The organism is Vannielia litorea (genome assembly GCF_019801175.1).
GTDB classification, from domain to species: Bacteria; Pseudomonadota; Alphaproteobacteria; order Rhodobacterales; family Rhodobacteraceae; genus Vannielia; species Vannielia litorea_B.
Map to the genome: position 1 here is coordinate 1 of NZ_JAHVJR010000001.1, position 16,997 is coordinate 16,997.

Annotated in this window: 18 protein-coding genes and 1 tRNA gene; 13 read left to right on the top strand and 6 right to left on the bottom strand. The window is 66.4% G+C overall.

The features are described 5' to 3' along the window. The 8 genes from KUV38_RS00005 to KUV38_RS00040 form a co-directional block, all read left to right on the top strand. Positions 1 to 118, top strand: a 118-nt coding sequence (locus KUV38_RS00005; RefSeq protein ID WP_222470894.1) for a hypothetical protein, incomplete at its 5' end; no start/stop codon positions are given. A gap of 177 nt (positions 119 to 295) precedes the next feature. Continuing rightward, positions 296 to 757: a (2Fe-2S)-binding protein gene (locus KUV38_RS00010; protein WP_222468089.1), complete on the top strand. Its 462-nt coding sequence runs from the start codon at positions 296 to 298 to the stop codon at positions 755 to 757. A 4-nt stretch (positions 758 to 761) separates the two neighbouring features. Beyond that, a complete protein-coding gene (locus KUV38_RS00015; protein WP_222468090.1) occupies positions 762 to 2,918 on the top strand; it encodes a xanthine dehydrogenase family protein molybdopterin-binding subunit in 2,157 nt (718 codons plus the stop codon). Between the two features lie 222 nt (positions 2,919 to 3,140). Next, positions 3,141 to 4,112, top strand: a complete 972-nt coding sequence (locus KUV38_RS00020; protein ID WP_222468091.1) for a zinc transporter ZntB — start codon at positions 3,141 to 3,143, stop codon at positions 4,110 to 4,112. A 104-nt stretch (positions 4,113 to 4,216) separates the two neighbouring features. Further along, positions 4,217 to 4,292 (top strand) — tRNA-Trp (locus KUV38_RS00025). 107 nt (positions 4,293 to 4,399) lie between these two features. Beyond that, positions 4,400 to 6,046: an electron transfer flavoprotein-ubiquinone oxidoreductase gene (locus KUV38_RS00030; protein WP_222468092.1), complete on the top strand. Its 1,647-nt coding sequence runs from the start codon at positions 4,400 to 4,402 to the stop codon at positions 6,044 to 6,046. Between the two features lie 132 nt (positions 6,047 to 6,178). Continuing rightward, a complete protein-coding gene (locus KUV38_RS00035) occupies positions 6,179 to 7,894 on the top strand; it encodes a tetratricopeptide repeat protein (protein ID WP_222468093.1) in 1,716 nt (571 codons plus the stop codon). After that, the gene (locus tag KUV38_RS00040) at positions 7,881 to 8,738 is read left to right on the top strand and encodes a 4-(cytidine 5'-diphospho)-2-C-methyl-D-erythritol kinase (RefSeq protein ID WP_222468094.1); all 858 of its coding nucleotides are present in this window, start codon (positions 7,881 to 7,883) and stop codon (positions 8,736 to 8,738) included. The genes KUV38_RS00035 and KUV38_RS00040 overlap by 14 nt, the downstream gene beginning before the upstream one ends. 16 nt (positions 8,739 to 8,754) lie before the next feature. Here the strand turns inward: KUV38_RS00040 and KUV38_RS00045 are convergent, their stop codons facing one another. Next, positions 8,755 to 9,693: a polyprenyl synthetase family protein gene (locus tag KUV38_RS00045; protein WP_261385255.1), complete on the bottom strand. Its 939-nt coding sequence runs from the start codon at positions 9,691 to 9,693 to the stop codon at positions 8,755 to 8,757. Positions 9,694 to 9,823: 130 nt separating this feature from the next. On the opposite strand from KUV38_RS00045, the gene KUV38_RS00050 reads away from it, so the two are divergent. The 3 genes from KUV38_RS00050 to KUV38_RS00060 all read left to right on the top strand — a co-directional run bounded on the left by KUV38_RS00050 (position 9,824) and on the right by KUV38_RS00060 (position 11,096). Next, positions 9,824 to 10,042: a DUF2007 domain-containing protein gene (locus KUV38_RS00050; RefSeq protein ID WP_222468096.1), complete on the top strand. Its 219-nt coding sequence runs from the start codon at positions 9,824 to 9,826 to the stop codon at positions 10,040 to 10,042. A gap of 31 nt (positions 10,043 to 10,073) precedes the next feature. Beyond that, positions 10,074 to 10,793 (top strand): tRNA1(Val) (adenine(37)-N6)-methyltransferase, encoded by a 720-nt coding sequence (locus KUV38_RS00055; protein ID WP_315898573.1) that lies wholly within the window; start codon positions 10,074 to 10,076, stop codon positions 10,791 to 10,793. Positions 10,794 to 10,931: 138 nt separating this feature from the next. Next, positions 10,932 to 11,096, top strand: a complete 165-nt coding sequence (locus KUV38_RS00060) for a YdcH family protein (protein WP_222468098.1) — start codon at positions 10,932 to 10,934, stop codon at positions 11,094 to 11,096. Here the strand turns inward: KUV38_RS00060 and KUV38_RS00065 are convergent. After that, positions 11,077 to 11,988, bottom strand: a complete 912-nt coding sequence (locus tag KUV38_RS00065; protein ID WP_315898574.1) for a DMT family transporter — start codon at positions 11,986 to 11,988, stop codon at positions 11,077 to 11,079. The two genes, KUV38_RS00060 and KUV38_RS00065, sit on opposite strands and share 20 nt — an antisense overlap. Further along, a complete protein-coding gene (gene gcvA / locus KUV38_RS00070) occupies positions 11,985 to 12,926 on the bottom strand; it encodes a transcriptional regulator GcvA (protein WP_222468100.1) in 942 nt (313 codons plus the stop codon). The genes KUV38_RS00065 and gcvA overlap by 4 nt, the downstream gene beginning before the upstream one ends. Positions 12,927 to 12,947: 21 nt before the next feature. Here gcvA and KUV38_RS00075 point away from each other — a divergent pair, with 21 nt between their 5' ends. Further along, positions 12,948 to 13,199 carry a hypothetical protein gene (locus KUV38_RS00075; RefSeq protein WP_222468101.1) on the top strand — a complete coding sequence of 84 codons (252 nt, stop codon included), beginning with the start codon at positions 12,948 to 12,950 and terminating at the stop codon, positions 13,197 to 13,199. On the opposite strand, the gene phbB is transcribed toward KUV38_RS00075, so the two are convergent. The 3 genes from phbB to KUV38_RS00090 all read right to left on the bottom strand — a co-directional run bounded on the left by phbB (position 13,196) and on the right by KUV38_RS00090 (position 16,305). Next, positions 13,196 to 13,918 (bottom strand): acetoacetyl-CoA reductase, encoded by a 723-nt coding sequence (gene phbB / locus KUV38_RS00080; protein ID WP_222468102.1) that lies wholly within the window; start codon positions 13,916 to 13,918, stop codon positions 13,196 to 13,198. The two genes, KUV38_RS00075 and phbB, sit on opposite strands and share 4 nt — an antisense overlap. A gap of 92 nt (positions 13,919 to 14,010) precedes the next feature. Beyond that, complete coding sequence (locus KUV38_RS00085; RefSeq protein WP_222468103.1) at positions 14,011 to 15,186, bottom strand: acetyl-CoA C-acetyltransferase; 1,176 nt, start codon at positions 15,184 to 15,186, stop codon at positions 14,011 to 14,013. A 276-nt stretch (positions 15,187 to 15,462) separates the two neighbouring features. Continuing rightward, positions 15,463 to 16,305 (bottom strand): EAL domain-containing protein, encoded by an 843-nt coding sequence (locus tag KUV38_RS00090; protein WP_222468104.1) that lies wholly within the window; start codon positions 16,303 to 16,305, stop codon positions 15,463 to 15,465. Positions 16,306 to 16,403: 98 nt separating this feature from the next. Between KUV38_RS00090 and KUV38_RS00095 the strand changes: the two genes are divergently transcribed. Further along, on the top strand, positions 16,404 to 16,985 hold the full coding sequence (locus tag KUV38_RS00095) for a DNA-3-methyladenine glycosylase I (protein ID WP_222468105.1): 582 nt from the start codon (positions 16,404 to 16,406) through the stop codon (positions 16,983 to 16,985). Positions 16,986 to 16,997: the final 12 nt, after the last annotated feature.

Genomic DNA, 16,997 nt, shown 5'->3' on the forward strand with positions numbered 1-16,997 from the left:
CGTGTCGTTCACCGTTGAGCTGATCGCCCCGATCGCCATGGAAGACGGCCTCCGCTTCGCCATCCGCGAAGGCGGCCGCACCGTCGGCGCAGGCGTCGTCTCCAAGATCATCGAGTGATGATCGGCTGGGCCGGGCTGCTGCCCGCCTGAGCGAAAAAGCATTACAGGGCCGTCCCTTAGCGGGGCGGCCCTTTCTTTTTGCGGGGAAGGGCGAGACAAGCCCGGATCCGGCCCTATCTCCCCTGCCAAGATGAACGCTTCGGTTCACTACGCCAGCTCAGGGAGGCCAGCACCCATGTCCATTTCGTTCAAACTCAACGGTGAGGCGGTCACGGTCGACGCGCCCGAGGAGATGCCGCTCCTCTGGGTGATCCGCGACAAGCTCAAGCTCACCGGCACCAAATTCGGCTGCGGCGTGGCCTCTTGCGGGGCCTGCACCGTGCATGTGGATGGCGAGCCGATGCGCTCCTGCCAGACATGGATCTCCGATGTGGAAGGTCTGGAAGTGACCACCATCGAAGGCATCAACGGCACGGCCGCAGAGGCGGTGCAGGCGGCGTGGCGCGCCAATGACGTGGTGCAATGCGGCTACTGCCAATCCGGCCAGATGATGCAGGCCATCGGCCTGCTGAGCGAGAACGCCACCCCCACGGATGACGACATCGACGCCGCAATGGGTGGCAACGTTTGCCGTTGTGCGACCTACGTGCGGATCAGGGCCGCGATCCATGATGCGGCCAAGCGGATGGAGGGCTAAGACCATGAAAGATTTCACACCTTCCCGCCGTTCCTTCCTTGCCGGCTCCGCTGCTGCGGGCGCGGCACTGGTCATCGGGTTCAACGCCAAGGGCGCGCTTGCTGCGGGCCATGAGGGCGGGCTGATGCCCAACCCCTTCGTCAAGATCGCGCCCGATGGCACGGTCACGGTGATCCTCAAGCACTTCGAGATGGGGCAGGGCACGACGACCGGCCTTGCCACCTTGGTGGCCGAAGAGATGGACGCCGATTGGGACGCCGTGCAGATCGAGTTTGCGCCGGCTGATGCCAGCAAATATGCCAACACCCTCTTTGGGATGCAGGGCACCGGCGGCTCCACGGCGATGGCCAACAGCTACATGCAGTACCGTCAGGCCGGTGCGGCGGCGCGGGCGATGCTGATGGAGGCGGCGAGCCTCGAATGGGCCGTGCGCGCCAGCGAGATCACCATCGACAGGGGCGTTGTGAGCCACGGCGACGTGTCGGCCACGTTTGGAGAACTGGTCGCCAAGGTGAAGGACACCGCCGAGCCGCCGACCGAGCCGATCCTGAAAGAAGCCAAGGATTTCAAACTCATCGGCAAAGACCTGCTACCGCGCAAAGACACGCCCTCCAAGACCGATGGTACCGCGATCTTCGCGATGGACGTGGCCCCCGAGGGCACGATCTATGCGGTCATGGCGCGCGCGCCGCGCTTTGGCGGAACGGTCGCCAGCTTTGATGACAGCGCCGCGCTGGAAGTGCCCGGCGTGACGGCGGTGAAGCAGACGCCCAAGGGCATCGCTGTTTTCGCCGAGGACACGTGGTCCGCGATCCAGGGCCGCGACGCGCTGAGCGTGGAGTGGGATTTCTCCAACGCCGAAGGCCGCTCCACCGAGGAGATGGAGGCCGAATATGCCGCCGCCCTTGATGGCGATGGCCCGGTGGCCCGCAATGACGCGGGCGTGGAGGAGGCGCTGGCCGGTGACAACACCGTGGAGGCGGAGTTCGACTTCCCGTTCCTTGCGCATGCGCCGATGGAGCCGATGACCTGCACCATCCAGATCAAGGACGGAAAGGCGCATATCTGGGATGGCTCCCAGTTCCCGACCGTCACGCAAATGGCGGTAGGTGCCGTCACCGGCGTGGGCCAGGAGAACACCACGATCGAAACCGTCTATGCCGGCGGCTCCTTTGGCCGCCGCGCGAATATGGACAGCGACTACCACGTGGAAGCCGCGATGGCTGCCGTCGCCCTTGGCACCGATCAGCCGGTGAAGCTGGTCTGGACCCGGGAAGACGACGTGACGGGCGGATACTACCGGCCAATGGTTAAGCATCGGGTAAAGGTTGCGGTCGGCGCGGACGGTGCCCTTGCAGCCTGGCGCTCGGATGTGGCCTCGAAGTCGATCTTCACCGGCACGCCGATGGAGCAGATGATGGTGCACGAAGGGGTCGACCATGCCTCGGTGGAGGGCGTGACGGACACGCAATACGCCATCCCCGCGATGCAGGTTTCTGTCCGCAACATGGAGACGCCGGTGCCGGTGCTCTGGTGGCGCGCGGTGGGCAACAGCCACACCGCCTATGCCATGGAAGTGGGCATGGACATGGCCGCCGAGGCCGCCGGGGCGGACCCCGTTGCCTTCCGCGAGGGTTTGCTGGGCGGCAGCCCGCGCCTGCTGGGCGTGCTCAAGCTCGCCACCGAAAAAGCCGGATGGGGCAATGACTTGCCCGAAGGCTGGGGCCGGGGCGTGGCCGCGCATTTCTCGTTCAACAGCTATGTGGCGCAGGTGGCGGAGGTCTCGACCGATGCCGATGGCCGGGTGAAGCTGGAGCGGATCGTGGCGGCGGTGGATTGCGGCGTGGCGGTGAACCCCGACGTGATCCGCGCCCAGATCGAGGGTGGCATCGGCTTTGGCCTCGGTCATGCGATGCGCCAGAAGATCACCTTTGATGGCGGCGAAGTGGTGCAGAGCAACTTCCCCGATTACGAGCCGCTGCGGATCACGGATATGCCCGAAATCGAGGTGCATATCGTGCCCTCCGCAGAGGCGCCTACGGGTGTGGGGGAGCCGGGATTGCCGCCGGCGGCGCCTGCGGTGGCGAATGCGATCTACAATGCCACCGGCACGCGGGTGCTGCGCCTGCCGATGGTGGATGCGGGCATTGAATTTGCCTGATTAACAATGGCTTGGCCGCGCTCCAGCAGGGGCGCGGCCGGGTGTTGCGCTGCGGTGCGGCGGGGCGTTAACCCTGCGAACGGGCCGATGCACAACTGATGCACATCCCATGCACATTCCATCCATACGCGAATGCAGGCCCGGCCCGGAGGTTAACGCGGCGCGCGCGGCCTGGGCGCGTTTGCGCTTGCGGGACGCGCGGATGCGGCTAGCCTCCGGCGCATGGAACATATCGAGTTTGCCTACTGTCTGAACGGCCCCGAGGCGGGCCAGCGGATTGACCATGAAGACCACATCGTCGCCCGGCTGAGGGCCGATGAGCTGGCATGGGTCCATCTGGTTGCGGACCACCCCGAGACCGACCCGTGGATGGAAGAGGTGCTCGACTTCGTGGAGGCCCCGACCCGCGCCGCGCTCACCGCCAAATCGACCCGCCCGCGCAGCTCGGTGCAGGAGGACGGGTTGGTGGTGATCCTCCGGGGCGTCAACCTGAACCCCGGCGAGGAGGTCGAAGACATGGTCTCGCTCCGGGTGTTCCTGAACCCGGCCCGGATCATCACCCTCTCGCGGCGGCGGCTGAAGTCGCTGACCGAGATGCAGGAGGCGGTGGAGGCGGGCGAGGGGCCGCAGAGCGTGGGCGGCTTTCTGACCGGCGTGGTCGAGCGCATGGGCGGGCGGATCGACGAGGTGCTCTTTGAACTGGCCGAGCGGGTGGACGTTCTGGAGGATGCGGTGATCGCCAGCCCCGACCCTGCGCAGCGGAGCCAGGTGGTGGACGAGCGGCAGGAGGTGATCGACCTGCGCCGCTATCTTGGCCCGCAACGCGATGCGATCGGCCAGTTGACCAGCGGCGGCCACCCGATGCTCACGAAGCACGACAGGCGGCGGCTGGCGGAGGCCCATGACAGGCTGGTGCGCGGCGTCGAAGAACTGGACGCCATGCGCGACCGGCTGATCGTGCTGAAGGACGAGATCGACTCCGCGGTGCAGGACAAGCTGAACCGCAACCTCTACCTGCTGTCGATTCTCAGCGCGATCTTCCTGCCGCTTGGCTTTTTGACCGGGCTGATGGGGATCAACCTTGGCGGCATGCCGGGGGCAGAGAGCCCTTGGGCCTTCTGGGCATTTACCGGCGGGCTGGTTGTGGTGGGTATCCTGCAAGTCTGGGTGCTGCGGCGGTTGAGGTGGATCTGACGCATGGCAGGCAGATTGCCCGCCCTATTGGCGGAGCGACCGGCACATGAAACATTTGCCTCTTGCCAACCGGCAGCGCCTCTCTTATCCATCGGCCCGGCCTTAGGGGTATAGCTCAGTTGGTAGAGCGACGGTCTCCAAAACCGTAGGTCGCGGGTTCAAGCCCTGCTGCCCCTGCCAGGCCCTTCCAGATACGACCTTTTGCGCCGCAGCGTAGCGATGGACTTGGGCTTGCCCCTCCGGTAACCAAGGCCGGACGAATTTATGTTGCGCGGAGGATGAGCCCGATGGCCGAGATCGAACGGGAATCGATGGACTACGATGTGGTGATCGTGGGGGCCGGGCCTGCGGGGCTTTCGGCGGCGATCCGGCTCAAGCAGCTTGATGCCGATCTCGACGTTGTGGTGCTGGAGAAGGGCTCGGAAGTGGGCGCGCATATTCTCTCCGGCGCGGTGCTGGACCCCTGCGGCCTTGATGCGCTCATTCCGGACTGGAAAGACAAGGGCGCGCCGCTCAACACGCCGGTCACCAAGGACAATTTTTACATCCTCGGGGAAGAGGGCAAGCTCCGGGTGCCGAACTTCCCGATGCCGCCGCTGATGAACAACCACGGCAACTACATTGTCTCGATGGGCAACGTCTGCCGCTGGATGGCGGAGCAGGCCGAAGAGCTTGGCGTCGAGGTATTCCCCGGCATGGCCTGCTCGGAGCTGATCTACGAGAGCGACCGGGTGAAGGGCGTGGTGGCCGGGGAGTTCGGCAAGAACCCCGATGGCACGCCGGGCGACGGCTATGAGCCGGGCATGGTGCTGAACGGCAAATACGTGTTCCTCAGCGAAGGTGTGCGCGGTTCGCTCGCCAAGGAAGTGATCGGCAAATACGGGCTCTCGGACGGGCATGAGCCGCAGAAGTTCGGCCTTGGCATGAAGGAGATCTGGGAGATCGACCCGGCCAAGCACCGCGAGGGCACCGTGACCCACACGATGGGCTGGCCGCTGGGCGGCAATGCGGGTGGCGGTTCCTTCATCTATCACCTTGAGAACAATCAGGTTTACGTGGGCTTCGTGGTTCACCTGAACTACAAGAACCCGCATCTCTTCCCCTACATGGAGTTCCAGCGGTTCAAGCATCATCCGATGGTGGCGGAGCTGCTCGAGGGCGGCAAACGGGTTGCCTATGGCGCGCGGGCGATCAGCGAGGGGGGCTACCAGTCGATGCCCAAGATGGTCGCGCCCGGCGTGGCGCTGCTGGGCTGCTCGGTGGGCATGGTCAACGTGCCGCGGATCAAGGGCAACCATAACGCGATGCTTTCGGGCAAGGCTGCCGCAGAGGCCGCCTTTGAGGCGATCAAGGCCGGGCGCGAGGGTGACGAGCTGAGCGCCTACGAGGATGAGGTGCGCGGCGGGGCCATCGGCAAAGACCTCAAGAAGGTGCGCAACGTGAAGCCGATGTGGAGCAAGTGGGGGCTGTGGCCGTCGCTCGGTCTCGGCGGGCTGGACATGTGGACCAACAATCTCTTCGGGTTCAGCCTGTTCGGCACGCTCAAGCACGGCAAGAACGACGCGGACGCCACTGGCCTTGCCGCCGATTACCCGGCCATCGACTACCCCAAGCCGGACGGCAAGCTGAGCTTCGACCGGCTGACCAACGTGTCTTTCTCGATGACCAACCACGAGGAAAGCCAGCCCTGCCACCTGACGCTGAAAGACCCCAGCGTTCCGATCCAGTTCACCCTGCCGAAATATGCCGAACCCGCGCAGCGCTACTGCCCGGCGGGGGTGTACGAGGTGGTGGAGAAGGACGGCACGCCGGAGTTCGTCATCAACTTCCAGAACTGCGTGCACTGCAAGACCTGCGACATCAAGGACCCGCCGCAGAACATCCACTGGACGGTGCCGCAGGGCGGCGACGGGCCGAACTACCCGAATATGTAGGCTGACGGGGCGTCACGATGGCGCGAGATTCCGCGTGACAAGGCCTGTCGCGCGGCGGGATCGTATTGTTTTGGTAAGCGCGGAGGACTACGCTGCGCGCAACCCGAAGAACAGAGGTCAAAGAGCCCCGTGATGATCCCCTCCCTGCTTCGTTCGGCTGCCGCGATTGCGCTGGCCGTGAGCACTGCCCTTCCCGCCGCTGCACAGCAGGCCGACCGGGGGCTTGCAGGCTCCTACCTCGCCGCCCGCGTGGCGAGCTTCAACAACGATTTCCGCGCTGCCGCCGACTATTACACCCGTGCCCTCGTGCGGGATCGCGAGAATGCGCTGCTGATGGAAAACGCCATCTTGGCCTTCGCCGGGCTGGCCGACTTCAACGCCGCCGTGCCGATCGCGCGGCAGATGGTCGACACTGTGGGCGAGAGCCAGATCGCGCGGCTGGTGCTGATGAGCGATCAGCTGAGCCGTCAGCAATACCAGGAGGTTCTGGACGGGCTGGCCGAGGGCCAGACGGTGGGGCCGCTGGTGGACGGGCTGGTGCGGGCGTGGTCCGAACTGGCGCTGGGCAACATGGACAATGCGGTGGAGAGCTTCGATGCCGCTGCCGATGACACCGGGCTGAAGGCTTTTGGCCTCTATCACAAGGCGCTGGCCTTTGCCGTGGCCGGAGATTTCGAGGCCTCCGACGAGATCTTCTCTGGCCGGGAGGCCGGGCCGCTGCGGCTGACCCGCCGGGGCGTGATTGCCCATGTGCAGGTGCTCAGCCAGCTGGGCCGCAATGCCGATGCCATCGAGCTGATGGAAAAGGCCTTCACCCGCGATCTGGACCCGGAGCTTGCCGCGATCCGCGATCAGCTGGAGGCCGACGAGACCCTTGCGTTCGACGTGATCCGCTCGGCGGATGACGGGCTGGCCGAGGTCTTCCTTTCGGTCGCCGGAGCGCTGAACGGCGAGACCAGCGACAGCTACACGCTGCTCTACTCGCGCAGCTCCGAGTATCTGCGCCCGGATGACAACACCGAGGCGCTGCTGCTCTCGGCCCAGTTGCTCGACCAGATGGAGCAATACGAACTAGCCGTGCGCACCTATGACCGCGTGCAGCGGAGCGACCCGGCCTTCCACGCCGCCGAGATGGGCCGCGCCGAGGCGCTGCGCAAGGATGACAAGGTGGAGGCCGCGACCGAGGTGCTGAGCCAGCTCGCCAAGGCCCGCCCCGACATTCTGGGCGTCCACATCGCGCTGGGCGACGTGCTGCGCGGGCAGGAGAAATGGAAGGAGAGCGAGGAGGCCTATGACAAGGCAATCGCGCTCTTCGAGGAGGATCTGGAGACCCATTGGATCGTTTACTACGCGCGCGGGATTACCCGTGAGCGGCTGAAGACGTGGGATTTGGCAGAGACCGACTTCCGCAAGGCGCTGGAGCTTCGGCCCAACCAGCCGCAGGTGCTGAACTACCTCGGTTACTCCTACGTGGAGATGGGCGAGAACCTCGACGAGGCGCTCGACATGATCGAGCGCGCGGTGGCCGAGCGGCCCGACAGCGGGCATATAACCGACAGCCTCGGCTGGGTGCTCTACCGCCTTGGTCGCTACGAGGAGGCCGTGAGCCACATGGAGCGGGCGACCGAGCTGCTGCCGGTGGACCCGATCGTGAATGACCATCTGGGCGATGTGTATTGGGCCGTGGGTCGCCAGCTCGAGGCGCAGTTCCAGTGGAAGCGGGCGCTCTCCTTCGACCCCGAAGAGGAAGACGCCGACCGCATCCGCCGCAAGCTTGAGAAGGGTCTGGATGCGGTGCTCTCGGAAGAGGGCGCGGAGCCGCTTGCGGTGGTCAATGACGAAGGTTGAGGCCTTCGCCCCGGCCAAGATCAACCTCGCCCTCCACGTTACAGGCCGCCGCAGCGACGGGTATCACCTGCTCGACAGCCTCGTGTGCTTTGCCAATGTGGGCGACCACCTGACACTGACCGATGCGCCGGGGATGAGCCTTGGCGCCTCCGGCCCGTTCGGCGCCAGCGTGCCGCCGGGGCCGAGCAACCTCGTGCTGCGGGCCGCCGAGCTGATGGAGGCCGAGGCCGAGCGGCTCGGCGTGGCGGTGGGCGGCGTTTCCATCCAGCTGGAAAAGCACCTGCCGATCTCCTCGGGGCTGGGCGGCGGCTCTGCCGATGCGGCGGCGGCGCTCCGCGCGCTCTCTGACCTCTGGGGCGTGCCGGTGCCGGGCGTTCACCGTCTGGCCAAGGAGCTGGGCGCGGATGTGCCGGTGTGCCTCGATCCGGGCGCGTCTTGGCGGATGCGCGGGATCGGCGAGGAGCTGACCCGTCTGGAGCGGATGCCGCAGCTGAACCTGCTGCTGGTCAACCCGCGCGTGCCGGTCTCGACGGCGGCGGTGTTTGGCCGGATGGAGCAGCGCGACAATGCCCCCATGCCGGAGCCGCCCGAGGCCCCCAGCCGCCGCGAGCTGGTGGAATGGCTGGCTTGGCAACGCAATGACCTCGAAGCCCCGGCCTGCTCGCTCGCGCCGGAGATCGGCGAGGTGCTGGAGGAACTGCGGGCGCAGGAGGGCGCGATGCTGGCACGGATGTCAGGCTCGGGCGCCTCGTGCTTCGCCATCTTCGAAGACAATGAGGCCCGCGACCGGGCAGCCGGTGTGCTGCGCGAGGACTGGCCGGAGTGGTGGGTGGCCGAGGGCTGAGCGCAGCCGCTAGGGCTCAGCGGATGCGGGCCACCACGTAATCGGCGAGGTCGATCAGCATGTCGCGCATCTCGCCGCCGGGCATGGGGGCGAGGGCGGCCTTGGCGCGGTCGGCCCAAGCGGTTGCCTCGGCGCGGGTGGCCTCCAGCGTGCCGTGCTTGGCGAGCAAGCTGAGCGCCGTTTCCAGATCACCCTCTTCCTGACGGCCGCGCTCGATGCAGCGCTTCCAGAAGTCGCGCTCGCCCTCGTCGGCCAGCGCCACCGCCTTGATTACCGGCAGGGTCAGCTTGCGCTCGCGGAAATCGTCACCCACGTTCTTGCCGGTCGCACCGGCGTCGCCCGCGTAATCGAGGTAGTCGTCGACGATCTGAAAGGCGATGCCGAGCGCGTCGCCATAGTCGAAGAGTGCGCGGGTCACATCATCGGAGGCCCCGGCGATCACCCCGCCAGCCTCGGTGGCCGCCGAGAAAAGCGCCGCCGTCTTGCCGCGAATGACCTTGAGATAGATGCTCTCGTCGGTGCGCAGATCTTGCGCCGCCGAGAGTTGCAGCACCTCGCCCTCGGCAATGGTGGCTGCCGCGTTCGACAGGATCGAGAGCACACGCAGGTTGCCCGGCTCGACCATCAGCTGGAAGGCGCGAGCGAAGAGATAGTCGCCCACCAGCACCGAACTCTTGTTGTCCCAGAGCAGGTTGGCGGTGGGGCGGCCCCGGCGCTGGGCGCTTTCATCGACCACGTCGTCATGCAGCAGCGTGGCGGTGTGGATGAACTCGACGGTTGCGGCGAGGTGCACGTGATAGGGGCCGGCGTAGTTGCACAGCCGCGCGGCGGCGAGCACCAGCATGGGCCGCAGCCGTTTGCCGCCTGCATCGATCAGATGGGCCGAAACCTCGGGGATGCGGGGCGCGTGCTCGGAGGCCATGCGCTCGGCGATCAGGGCGTTGACCGCCTCCATCTCGCCCGAGAGCGCATCGGCCAGCCGCTCGTGTGGTTTGGTCTCTGCCGTCTTCTGAGCTGCGTTCAGCACGTTCACCCTCTCGTCACCCCGCTCGACAGCTCGTGCCGCTGCGCTTAAGTCTTTGTCCATGAAGGCCGTTCTACGCACCACCGACCCGACACAACTCGCATTCGCCAAGGCGCTCCTGACCGGCGAGGATATAACTTGCTTCGAAATGGACGTCCATATGAGCGTGCTGGAAGGCTCCATAGGCGTATTGCCGCGGCGGCTGATGGTGGCGGATGCCGACCACGAGGAGGCAGCCGAGGTGCTGCGCGACAACGGTGTTGAAGGTGTTGTCGACTGAGCCGCGCTGCGATGGCTTCCTTGGCGGTCGGGTGCAGGCCTGGCAGCCGGCGGGGGGCTATCGGGCCGGGGTGGACGCGGTGCTGCTGGCCGCATCGGTGCCGGGACTGCCGGGGGAGACGGCGCTGGAGCTGGGCGCGGGCGCCGGGGTGGCGAGCCTCTGCCTTGCCGCGCGGGTGCCCGGGGTGGCGGTGACGGCGGTGGAGCGCGACCCGGGCTATGCCGGGCTCGCCCGCCGCAACGGCGCGGCTCACGGCGACAAGCTGGAAGTTGTGGAGGCCGACCTTGCCGCGCTGCCTGAGGTGGTGAAGGCCCGGCGATTCACCCATGTGCTCTTCAACCCGCCCTATTTTGACCGGACCCGCGGCCCCGCCTCGCCCGATGCCGCGCGCGAGATGGCGATGGGCGAAGAGACGCCGATGGAGATTTGGGTCGATGTCGCCGCCCGCAGGCTGGCGCCGGGAGGCTGGCTCACGGTGATTCACAGCGCCGAGCGGATGCCCGAACTGCTGGCCGCACTGGTGAACCGGGGCGGCTTTGGCGGGGCGGCAGTGCTGCCGCTCGTGGCGCGAGCAGGCCGGACTGCGAGCCGGGTGATCGTGCAGGCCCGCAAGGGCGGGCGGGCCGAGGCGCGGCTGCTGGCGCCGATGGTGCTGCACGAGGGGCCGCTGCACGAGCGCGACGGCGAGGACTACACCGCGGAGGTTCGAGCGATCCTGCGCGAGGGCGCCCCGCTCACCCGGTTTCTGTGACAGGACTGTGAAGTTTTAACCCTTTGGTAAGCTTTGCACTTGACCTTTACCCCCAGCCGATTTGCGCAGCCCACGTGACACGACTCGGATTGTGTGCTGCACTGGCCCGGCTGAACCATCACAAGAGAGGAGATACTCATGTCCGTGACTGCCCATCTTCAGGAGCTCCGTCGCAAACACCAGGTACTCTCGGCCGAAGTGGAAGAAGCGCAACGAAGCCCCGGGGTGAGTGACCTAGCCATCGCGGAGATGAAGAAGCAGAAGCTCAAGCTGAAAGAAGAGATCAGCCGACTGGCGACGTAAGCTTCGCGAGTTTTGCGGCGCGGCGGCTGGCCAGAGCGGCCAGCACCGCGCCCAGCGTGATCAGGAGGGCGGAGGCGGCCAGCCACTCGGTCGGCTTCGCCACACCGGCAAGCACAAGCGCAAGCGTGGAGAGCAGAGGGGCCGCATAGGAGGCGGTGCCCAGCAGCTGGATGTTGCCGCGCTTCATGCCGATATCCCATGTATAAAAGGCCAGCCCCACGGGGCCGAGGCCGAGCGCGAGCAGGCTGACCCAGCCGAGGCCGCCCTCTGGCCATGCGGTTTGCTCCAGCGCGAGGTGGGCCACACCGGAGAGCAGCGCGGAGGCGAGGCAGAAGAGGGTGACGACCTCTGACGGCGCCTCTCCCAGACGGCGCGACAGCACCGAGTAGCCTGACCATGTGAGCGCGCAGGCGAAGGCCAGCGCGTAGCCCAAGGCCCACTCGCGGGTGAACCCGCCGCCGCCCTTGGAGATAAGCAGCGCCGCCCCGGCAAAGCCGATGAGGGCACCGAGGATGTGACCGGGCCGCAGCTTCTCGCCCGGCAGGAGGCCGGAGAAGAGCACGATGAACAGAGGCCAGAGGTAGGCGATAAGCCCGGCCTGCGCGGGCGGGGCGACGCGGAGGGCGGAGAAGTAGAGCAGGTGGTAGCCGAAGAGCCCGAGGGTGCCGAAGGTGATGACCTTCCAGCCGGGCTGCACCATGCGGGCAAAGCCGCCGGGCCGCGCTGCGCACCAGCCAAGGCCGATCAGCCCGCCGATGGTGAAGCAGATTGCATTCAGCTGAAGCGGCGGCACCGGCTCGGAGCCCACGGTGAAGAGCGCCAGAAGCGCCCAGAGCAGGATGGCGACGAAGCCGATGGCGGTGGCGGTTGTGCGGCTTGGGGCGATGCTCACGGCAGGTCTTTCAGCTCCACGATCTCGAACGCCGGCCCGGGCCGGGGCATCTCGGTGATGCGGGCCTCCATCCATGCGAGGAAGGCCGCGACTTGGGGGCGGGTCTCGTCTCCCTCCCGGCAGAGGAGCCGATACTGATGCGGCAGCCGGACCGCAAGCGGGTAGGGGGCCACCAGCGCGCCCGAGGTGAGCTCACCATGAGACAGCGACCACCGCCCGAGGATGACGCCGGTGCCGGAGGCGGCGGCATCGGCGGCGTGGTCGGCATGGGAGAAGCGGGGGCCGCCCTTGGCGGGCGCGGCGAGGCCGAAGGCGGCAAAGATGCGCGGCCAGTCCAGCGTATCGGGGCCGAACGGGTAGCTCTCGGTATGGACCAGCGGGGCGGCGGCGAGCGCGTCGGGCGTGGGGTGCGCGCGGGCCAGCGCGGGGCTCATCATCGGCATGACCCATTCTTCGATGAGGGCGCCGTTGTAGAGGCCCGGCTCGTCATGATCCGAGAAGCGCACGGCCACGTCGACACCGTCGGTGGCCATATCCATACGGCGGAGCGAGGCGGAAAAGCTCAGCTCGATCTCGGGGTGGGCGCGGGCGAAGTCGGGCAGGCGCGGGGCGAGCCATTTTGCGGTGAAGGCAGGGCCGGCGGTGACGGTGAGGCGGGCCGGGTCGGTGGCGCGGCGGGCGGCGGCCCAGCCTCGGGTGAGGGCGGTGAACCCGTCGCGCGCGCCCGGCACAAGTGCGCGGCCCGCCTCGGTCAGCTCGACGGCGCGGTTGAGCCGGTGAAAGAGCGGCGCGCCAAGATGCTCCTCGAGCGATTTGATCTGGAGCGAGAGCGCCTGCGGCGTGACGTTCAGCTCCTCCGCCGCCCGGGCAAAGGACATGTGCCGCGCGGCGGCGTCGAAGGCGCGGAGGGCGGTGAGCGGGGGGAGCGTGGCAGGCATGAGGTAAGGAATACTTGTCTGATGGGCGAAGGGTTCTGGTTTGTCGGCTTTGATATCGAGGATCATAGTGATGACAGTTCAGAATGTCTTGATCAAATGGAGTGCCCAGCCATGCTTCCCTACTACGCCACATCCGCCCATGAAGCCGCCGTGAGCCATGCCCGTCAGTTGCGGGCCGAAGCGTTCAGCAACGCGTTGCGCTGGCTGTTCGGCAAAGGAAAAGGGGCCGCGGATCGCTCCACGGCCCCCGAAAGCTGCGGCTGCGCGGCTTAAACGAAGAACTGCGCGCCGTTGGCCGAGATGGTCGAGCCGTTGATGAAGCCCGAGTCCTCGGAGGCGAGGAAGCTCACGCAGCGGGCGATTTCCTCGGGCGTGCCGAGGCGGCCCGCGGGGATGCCGGCGATGATCTTCTCGCGCACCGACTCGTCGATCGCCATGACCATCTCGGTGCCGATGTAGCCCGGGCAGATCGCGTTGGCGGTAATCCCGGCGCGGGCGCCTTCCTGCGCGAGGCTTTTCACGATGCCGAGGTCGCCGGCCTTGGTGGCGGCGTAGTTGACCTGACCGGCCTGGCCCTTCTGGCCGTTGATCGAGGAAATCACGATCACCCGGCCGAACTTGCGCTCGCGCATGCCGGGCCAGCAGGGGTGGACGGTGTTGAACACGCCGGTGAGGTTGGTGCCGATGACCTCGTTCCACTGCTCCGGGGTCATCCGGTGGAACATGGCGTCACGGGTGATCCCGGCGTTGGCGACCACGGTGTCGATCGGGCCGATCTCTTCGGTGATCTTGTCGATCCCGGCCTTGGAGGCGGCGTAATCGGCCACGTTCCACTTGTAGGTCTTGATGCCGGTCTCGGCGGTGAAGGCGGCGGCCTTCTCGTCATTGCCAGCATAGGTGGCGGCCACTTCGTAGCCCTCGGATTTGAGCTGCTTGGAAATGGCTTCCCCGATCCCTCGGGAGCCGCCGGTGACGAGTGCAACGCGGGTCATATGATTCTCCTCCTCCGTATTGGTAATCTTGTTACGCAGTTGAAATCGGTCGCGCAACTATATTGCGCGACCGTTCTGCGATGCTGTCAGGCTCAGGGGCGCTCGAGGCACATGGCCACGCCCATGCCGCCACCGATGCAGAGCGTGGCGAGGCCCTTCTTGGCGTCGCGGCGCTTCATCTCGAAGAGCAGGGTGTTGAGCACCCGGCAGCCCGAGGCGCCGATGGGGTGGCCGATGGCGATGGCGCCGCCGTTCACGTTGACGATGGAGGGATCCCAGCCCATGTCCTTGTTCACGGCGCAGGCCTGCGCGGCGAAGGCCTCGTTGGCCTCCACGAGATCCAGATCGGAGACCGACCAGCCGGCCTTGTCGAGCGCCTTGCGGGAGGCGTAGATCGGGCCGACGCCCATCACCTTGGGGTCGAGACCGGCGGTGGCGTAGGAGGCGATACGGGCCAGCGGCTCGATGCCACGCTTCTCGGCCTCATCGGCACTCATAAGCAGCACGGCGGCGGCGCCGTCATTGAGGCCGGAGGCGTTGGCGGCGGTTACGGAGCCGTCCTTGGCGAAGGCGGGGCGCAGCTTTTGCATCGCTTCGATGGTCGCGCCGTGGCGGATGTATTCGTCCTTGTCGACCACGATGTCGCCCTTGCGGGTGCTGATCGTGTAGGCGGCGATCTCGTCGTCGAACTTGCCGGCCTTCTGCGCGGCTTCGGCCTTGTTCTGCGAGGCGACGGCGAACTCGTCCTGCTGGTCGCGGGAGATCTGCCACTTCTCGGCGACGTTTTCGGCGGTCTGGCCCATGTGGTAGCCGTTGAAGGCATCCCAGAGGCCATCGCGGATCATCGTGTCGATATAGGACATGTCGCCCATCTTCTGGCCTTGGCGCAGCGTGGCGCAATGGGGCGACATCGACATGTTCTCCTGCCCACCGGCGGCGACGATGGAAGCATCGCCAAGCTGGATGTGCTGGGCGCCGAGCGCCACGGCACGCAGGCCGGAACCGCAGACCTGGTTGATGCCCCAGGCGGCGGATTCCATCGGCAGGCCGGCGTTGATGTGCGCCTGGCGGGCCGGGTTTTGGCCCTGACCGGCGGTGAGCACCTGACCGAGGATGGTTTCGGACACGTCGGCCTTGTCGACGCCAGCGCGCTCGACGATCGCCTCCAGAACGGCCTTGCCCAGATCATGGGCGGGGGTGTTGGCGAAAGAGCCGAGGAAGGAGCCCACTGGGGTCCGCGCGGCTGAGGCGATAACGACGTTGGTCATGAGACATCCTTTCCCGATGGCTTGGGCGAGGTGTCTGATGTTGCGTGCCTTTGCGACCCGACTCCACCCCGCCCGGATCACAGCCATGGGTAGAGTTTTGCGCGGGGTGACGCAAGGGCGCGGTTGCTGCGCTGCGGCGAAATGCTGCGGTGCGGCGTAGCGGGTTGGGCGAGTTGATAGGGTGCGCTCGCGCTATAGGGCAGTGGAGGCGCTGGGGCATCGGCGATGATGGCGCGGTGTTGGTGCAGCCAACGCGGGCCGCCGAATGCGCGAACGTCACCCGGCGCGGCGCATTCCGTGCGAAAACTCCTTCCACCCCGGGGCGGTGGTTGGCGCGCCGTAGAGATAGCCCTGAAGGCAATCGACTCCGAGCTCTGTCAGAACCTCGGCGTCCTCCTCATTTTCGACGAACTCGGCCACGGTGAACATGTCGAAATGCCGCGCGATGGCGACCATGGCGGCGATGAGCACGCGGTTGTCAGGGTCGGTTGCGACGCCTCTCACGAATTGCCCGTCGATCTTGAGGATGTCGAAGAAGAAATCCTTGAAGTAGCGGAAGGCGGTATAGCCCGCGCCGAAATCATCGAGAGCGAAGGCAACGCCCCGGGTTTGCAGATCCAGCATGAAGACCGAGGTGATATCGGGCATGATCATCGCCGAGGCTTCGGTGATCTCGATGATGAGACGCTCGGCCAGCGTGTCATCCATGGCGAGGCCGCGCTCCAGCGTTTGCATCCAGCGGGGATAGCCGATGGAGCGGGCCGACATGTTGATGGCGAGCCGCAGGGCGGGGGCCTTGTGCAAGGCGGTCAGCCCCATCTCGAGCGCGAGACAGTCGATGATGCGGCCGATCTCGTTGGTCTCGCAGGCGCCGATGAACTCGCGGGCGGGAATCACCCGGCCGGTATCATCGAGCACGCGGATCAGCCCCTCGTAGAAGGCGGTTTTGCCGGTGTCGCTGGCGCGGACGATGGGCTGGAAGGCGAGCATGACATCGCGCCGGTCGAGCGCGGCGCGGACCATCTTGAGAATGTCAGCATCCCTCTGCCGGACCGCCGCGCCGAGGGGAGAGGAATCATTGGCCTCGAAGGTGTGCCGCCGTGGTTCTGCACCGGCCATCGCTTGCTCCGTTTGTCAGGTGGGCGCAGAATGTGGGTTGTTTCCTTAAGAAATGCTGAATATTCGGGTTTTGTTCTAAATTTAGAGGAACTGGCGCGATGGGTGAACGCTGCGGCTGGGTCGGGCAGGACCAGATCTATATCGACTACCACGACGAGGAGTGGGGCGTGCCCGAGTGGGACGGTCGGGCGCTTTATGAAAAGCTCATGCTCGACGGGTTTCAGGCCGGGTTGAGCTGGATCACCATCTTGAAAAAGCGAGAGAATTTTCGCGCGGCCTTTGAGGGGTTCGTTCCGGCGCGGATTGCCGAATGGGGCGAGGCGGAGATCGAGCGGTGCCTTGCCGACCCGGGGATCGTGCGGCACCGGGGCAAGATCGAGGCGGCCATCGGCAATGCGCGGGGCTGGCTGGAGATCGAGGCGCGCGAGGGTTTCTCGAATTACCTCTGGGGCTACGTGGGCGGCGAACCGGTGCAGAATCACTGGGCCTCGCTGGCGGAGGTGCCCGCAAAGACGCCGGTCTCGGAGGCGATCTCGAAAGACCTGAAGAAGCGGGGCTTCCGCTTTGTCGGGCCGACCATCGTTTATGCCTTCATGCAGGCGGTGGGGATGGTGAACGACCACGTGGCGGGATGCCCGCGCCATGCCGAATGCGCCGCCCTCGGGCAGAAGCCGGGCTGAGAGTTTCAGCAA

Coding starts and splice junctions, on each gene's coding strand:
- KUV38_RS00035 (WP_222468093.1), top strand. CDS start 6,179: ATGATCCCCTCCCTGCTTCGTTCGGCTGCCGCGATTGCGCTGGCCGTG.
- KUV38_RS00015 (WP_222468090.1), top strand. CDS start 762: ATGAAAGATTTCACACCTTCCCGCCGTTCCTTCCTTGCCGGCTCCGCT.
- KUV38_RS00095 (WP_222468105.1), top strand. CDS start 16,404: ATGGGTGAACGCTGCGGCTGGGTCGGGCAGGACCAGATCTATATCGAC.
- KUV38_RS00020 (WP_222468091.1), top strand. CDS start 3,141: ATGGAACATATCGAGTTTGCCTACTGTCTGAACGGCCCCGAGGCGGGC.
- KUV38_RS00075 (WP_222468101.1), top strand. CDS start 12,948: ATGGGCGAAGGGTTCTGGTTTGTCGGCTTTGATATCGAGGATCATAGT.
- KUV38_RS00090 (WP_222468104.1), bottom strand. CDS start 16,305: ATGGCCGGTGCAGAACCACGGCGGCACACCTTCGAGGCCAATGATTCC.
- KUV38_RS00050 (WP_222468096.1), top strand. CDS start 9,824: ATGAAGGCCGTTCTACGCACCACCGACCCGACACAACTCGCATTCGCC.
- KUV38_RS00010 (WP_222468089.1), top strand. CDS start 296: ATGTCCATTTCGTTCAAACTCAACGGTGAGGCGGTCACGGTCGACGCG.
- KUV38_RS00060 (WP_222468098.1), top strand. CDS start 10,932: ATGTCCGTGACTGCCCATCTTCAGGAGCTCCGTCGCAAACACCAGGTA.
- KUV38_RS00085 (WP_222468103.1), bottom strand. CDS start 15,186: ATGACCAACGTCGTTATCGCCTCAGCCGCGCGGACCCCAGTGGGCTCC.
- KUV38_RS00040 (WP_222468094.1), top strand. CDS start 7,881: ATGACGAAGGTTGAGGCCTTCGCCCCGGCCAAGATCAACCTCGCCCTC.
- phbB (WP_222468102.1), bottom strand. CDS start 13,918: ATGACCCGCGTTGCACTCGTCACCGGCGGCTCCCGAGGGATCGGGGAA.
- KUV38_RS00045 (WP_261385255.1), bottom strand. CDS start 9,693: ATGGAGGCGGTCAACGCCCTGATCGCCGAGCGCATGGCCTCCGAGCAC.
- gcvA (WP_222468100.1), bottom strand. CDS start 12,926: ATGCCTGCCACGCTCCCCCCGCTCACCGCCCTCCGCGCCTTCGACGCC.
- KUV38_RS00030 (WP_222468092.1), top strand. CDS start 4,400: ATGGCCGAGATCGAACGGGAATCGATGGACTACGATGTGGTGATCGTG.